The organism is Methylobacterium sp., from assembly GCF_028290105.1.
In the GTDB taxonomy this organism is placed as follows: domain Bacteria; phylum Pseudomonadota; class Alphaproteobacteria; order Rhizobiales; family Beijerinckiaceae; genus Methylobacterium.
In genome coordinates, this window is the sequence record NZ_JAQGKL010000240.1 from 1 (window position 1) to 4,359 (window position 4,359).

Below are 4,359 nucleotides of genomic sequence, written 5' to 3' on the forward strand. Positions count from 1 at the left end.
GCCAGCATCACCGTGTTCCACTTGATGCCGGCGGGAAAGCCGGCGCCGCCCCGGCCGCGCAGGCCGGAGTCGCGGACCTGCGCCACGATGCCGGCCGCATCGAGCTTCAAGGCGGCTTCGAGCCCACGGCAGCCGCCATGCGCCCGGTAATCGTCCAACGAGACCGGGTCGACGACGCCGCAGCGCTGAAAGGTCAGTCGGTGCTGGCGGGCGAGATAGGGAATCTCCTCCGGACGCCCGAGTCGCAGCGGATGCACGCCCCCGGTGGCCAATCCCGCATTGAGCAGTCCGTCGACATCGGCGGGTGTCACCGGCCCGTAGGCGATGCGGCCTTCGGGGGTCGCGACCTCGACCATAGGCTCCAGCCAGAGCAGGCCGCGCGAACCGGTGCGCACGATGGTGATATCGAGCCCACGGCGCGTCGCTCCGGCGACGATCGCCCGGGCGACCCGGTTGGCGCCGAGCCCCAGCGCGACGGCATCGCGCGGAAGGTAGATCGTGACGCTCACGACTGCATCTCCAGCAGCGCGGCCTCGAGGGACTCGGCCGTCAGCCGGGCGAGCGGCTCGTCATCCACCAGTGCGCCCGGGCCGTTGGCGCAGAGGCCGAGGCAATAGACGGGCTCGACGGTGACGCCGCCGTCCGAGGTGGTCCCGTGCCAGTCGATGCCGAGACGGGATAGAATCTGCGCGTGCAGTGTTTCCGATCCCATCGCCTGACAGGCCTCGGCCCGGCAGAGCTTGACCTGATGCCGGCCGGCGGGGGCGCGGCGAAAATCGTGGTAGAAGCTGATGCAGCCATGAACCTCGGCCCGCGACAGGTTCAGAGCGTCGGCAATCAGCGGCACCACCCCCTCGTCCACGTACCCGAAGGTCTCCTGCAGGGCGTGCAGGATCGGCAGGGTCGCACCTTCGAGATGAAGGTGTTCGGCGATGATCCCGGCGGCACGAGGCTCGCTCCAGGGCTCGTTCGGCACCATTGTTCCAACCCGGGCTCACTCTGTTCTCGTTCCAGGGTGGTATATCGCCAGGTGTGGATCAATCAGGCTGATCGGTTGCGCGACAACGGATTTTTGTCAAAGATCGATATTGCGACGCAAAATTATGGATGAAGAAGCGATGCTTCCGTTGGTGCCGCCCTTCGTCAAAGAGCGTCGATCATCTCGGTGATCCCAGCCGCCACGTTCCGGGCCTCGACGATCAGGCCCGCGCAGAGCGGGGTCATCGGCTCGCGCTGGGGCACGACGAGACCCACGAGGTGCGAGAGCTCCGGCTCGACGATAGGCACGGCCCGGATGCGATCGCTGAGGCGGAACGTGTCCGCCAGAACCGCCGGCATGATGCTCGCCCATTTCGCCGTGCGCACGTGCGTGAGCAGCACGATCATCGAGTTCGATTCGAGGAGCGGGGCGGATTCAGCGCCGGCGTTCAGCAACTGCCGGTCGATGATGCGCCGGTTCTGCATGTCGGGTGTCAGAAGGCAGAGCGGCAGGCTCGCGACCTCGTTCCAGGTCACGCGATCGCGCGAGCCGTGGACGCCGTCGATCGCGGTGAGCAGGCGATAGCGCTCTCGGTAGAGCGGAACCGCGGTGAGCCGGCCCAGCGGCTCGTTCTCTAGGTAGGTGATGCCCGCATCGATCTCGAGATCGGTGATGAGCCGCCCGATCTCCCCCGACGTCGTGGATTGCACGGAGAACCGGACGTTTGGATGCCGGGCACGGAACGGGGTCGTCAGGGCGGCGACGATGGGCGTCGCCGTCGGGATCGCGGCGAGACGCAGCGTCCCGGAAAGCCCGCGCCGCAGGCTGCTGACCTCCTCGCGCATGGCACGCGCATCCCCGACGATCCGACGCGCCCATTCCAGCACTCGCTCGCCCTCCGGCGTGAAGCCCTGGAAGCGCGACCCGCGCTGGACCAGGAGGACGCCGAGCCTGTCCTCCAACTGCTTCACACCGGCGGAGAGTGTCTGCTGCGAGACGTTGCAGACCTGAGCGGCCCGGCCGAAATGCCGTTCGCGGGCCAGCGCCAGGATGAATTCCAGTCGATCGATCACGCACGGCCCTCGGCTTGCCGGGACGTCCCCGAAAGGGTCACCCACTGGCGTATTGAATACCGGCCGATGCCAGAGCAAAGGCTGCGACATTTCGATAGACCGTGAAACGCCCGAGTCGAGACCCTGAAGGTGCGTGATGCGACGCTGACGCGGTTGCACACCTCACGGCCTTGTGGTCTGACACGCAAATTGGCGAGACGTGGGTTTTTACCCGCGACTGGCCCGCGGTCCGCGAAATGCACTTGCGATTGAGTCAAAACCCAGCAAGACGCGCGGCATCGGCGATCACAATCACGGGGAGCCACGAGAGGCACATGCGGACGACGCACGCGCAACACCGGTCATCATGGGGGCTTGCCGCGCTCGGCGCGTTCCTCGTTTCCACCTCCTCGGCACTCGCGGCGGGCATCGGCCAGCCGGAGCCCTGGCAGATGAGCCGTCAGGTTCCCGTTACCGAAAACGGGCGGGACATCCTGGCATTCGAGCAGGGGATGCACTGGCTCTCCGTCGGCATCTCGGTCTTCGTGCTCGGCCTGCTGCTCTATTGCGTCTACCGCTTCAGCGAGAAGGCGAACCCGAAGCCTTCGAAGACCACCCACAACACCATGATCGAGGTGGCGTGGACCATCATCCCGGTGCTGATCCTCGTCGCCGTGGCGATCCCCTCGTTCCGCCTGTTGCGCACGCAGCTGTCCGACCCGAAGGCCGACGTGCTCGTCAAGGTCATCGGTCATGCCTGGTACTGGTCCTACGAGTACCCGGCCGTGGAGAACGGCGGCGGCTTCACGTTCGACGCCAACCTCGACGAGGACAAGAAGCCCAAGCTGCTGGGCACCGACAACGACATGGTCGTGCCGGTGAACAAGATCGTGAAGATCCAGGTCACCGCCGCCGACGTGATGCATTCCTGGGCGATGCCCTCCTTCGGCTTCAAGATCGACGCCGTCCCGGGCCGCCTGAACCAGTTCTGGTTCAAGGCCGACCGCGAGGGGACCTATCACGGCCAGTGCTCCGAGCTCTGCGGTGCGCGCCACGCCTACATGCCGATCACGGTCCAGGTCGTGAGCGAGGAGGCGTACGCCAAGTGGCTCGCCGAGGGTAAGACGAAGTTCGCTCGCATCGACGATCCGTCGAAATTCGCCGACGCCCGTTAGGGGCGTAATATCCGGGACCGGTCCCTCGCGGCGTCCGGTCCCTCCTTCGAGATGATCACGAGAAACCTGGACTAAGGTCTGCTTCCATGGCGAACGCCGCTGCACATACGGGGCATCACGACGCCCACGACCACCACATGCCGTCCTTCTTCTCCCGCTGGTTCCTGTCGACGAACCACAAGGACATCGGCACCCTCTACCTGCTGTTCGCGTTCTGCGCGGGCATCATGGGCGCGTTCCTCTCCTTCGGCATCCGCATGGAGATGGAAGAGCCCGGCCTCCAGTATTTCGCCAATCCCGGCACCTACAACGTGTTCGTGACCGGCCACGGCCTCATCATGGTGTTCTTCATGGTGATGCCCGCCCTGATCGGCGGGTTCGGCAACTGGTTCGTGCCCCTCATGATCGGCGCGCCCGACATGGCGTTCCCGCGCATGAACAACGTCTCCTTCTGGCTGACGGTGGCGGGCTTCTGCAGCCTCGTCTGCTCGCTGTTCGTCGAAGGTGCCCCAGGCTCTTCCGGCGCCGGCACCGGCTGGACGGTCTACCCGCCGCTTTCCAGCGCAGGCCATCCCGGCCCGGCCGTCGACTTCGCGATCTTCGCCCTTCACCTGTCCGGTGCTGGCTCGATCCTCGGCGCGATCAACTTCATCACCACCATCCTGAACATGCGCGCGCCGGGCATGACCCTGCACAAGATGCCACTGTTCGCCTGGTCGATGCTGGTGACCGCGTTCCTACTGCTCCTGTCGCTCCCGGTGCTCGCCGGTGCGATCACGATGCTGCTCACCGACCGCAACTTCGGCACGACCTTCTTCGATCCGGCCGGCGGCGGTGACCCGGTGCTCTATCAGCACCTGTTCTGGTTCTTCGGCCACCCCGAAGTCTACATCATGATCCTGCCGGCCTTCGGCATCGTCTCCCACATCATCTCGACCTTCTCGAAGAAGCCCGTCTTCGGCTACCTCGCCATGGCCTACGCCATGGTCGCCATCGGCGTCGTCGGCTTCGTGGTGTGGGCCCACCACATGTACACGGTGGGTCTTTCGCTCCAGACGCAGTCCTACTTCGTGTTCGCCACGATGGTGATCGCCGTGCCCACCGGCGTGAAGATCTTCTCATGGATCGCGACGATGTGGGGTGGCTCGATCCG

4 protein-coding genes and 1 pseudogene are annotated in these 4,359 nt (G+C 65.5%); 2 read left to right on the forward strand and 3 right to left on the reverse strand.

All coding sequences use genetic code 11. The features are described 5' to 3' along the window. From JWQ05_RS17070 to JWQ05_RS17080, 3 genes and pseudogenes are all read right to left on the reverse strand, one after another. Nucleotides 1-509: pseudogene (locus JWQ05_RS17070) on the reverse strand (formate dehydrogenase); the annotation flags it as partial. Continuing rightward, on the reverse strand, nt 506-979 hold the full coding sequence (locus JWQ05_RS17075) for a formate dehydrogenase subunit gamma (protein ID WP_299660815.1): 474 nt from the start codon (nt 977-979) through the stop codon (nt 506-508). The pseudogene JWQ05_RS17070 and the gene JWQ05_RS17075, both read right to left, overlap by 4 nt. Nucleotides 980-1,143: 164 nt before the next feature. Further along, complete coding sequence (locus JWQ05_RS17080; protein WP_299660817.1) at nt 1,144-2,052, reverse strand: LysR family transcriptional regulator; 909 nt, start codon at nt 2,050-2,052, stop codon at nt 1,144-1,146. A 314-nt stretch (nt 2,053-2,366) separates the two neighbouring features. Between JWQ05_RS17080 and coxB the strand changes: the two genes are divergently transcribed. Together coxB and JWQ05_RS17090 are read left to right on the forward strand one after the other, a co-directional pair. Further along, a complete protein-coding gene (gene coxB, locus JWQ05_RS17085; protein ID WP_299660820.1) occupies nt 2,367-3,206 on the forward strand; it encodes a cytochrome c oxidase subunit II in 840 nt (279 codons plus the stop codon). An 86-nt stretch (nt 3,207-3,292) separates the two neighbouring features. After that, nucleotides 3,293-4,359: cbb3-type cytochrome c oxidase subunit I (locus JWQ05_RS17090; protein ID WP_299660823.1), on the forward strand; the 1,067-nt coding region annotated here is incomplete at its 3' end.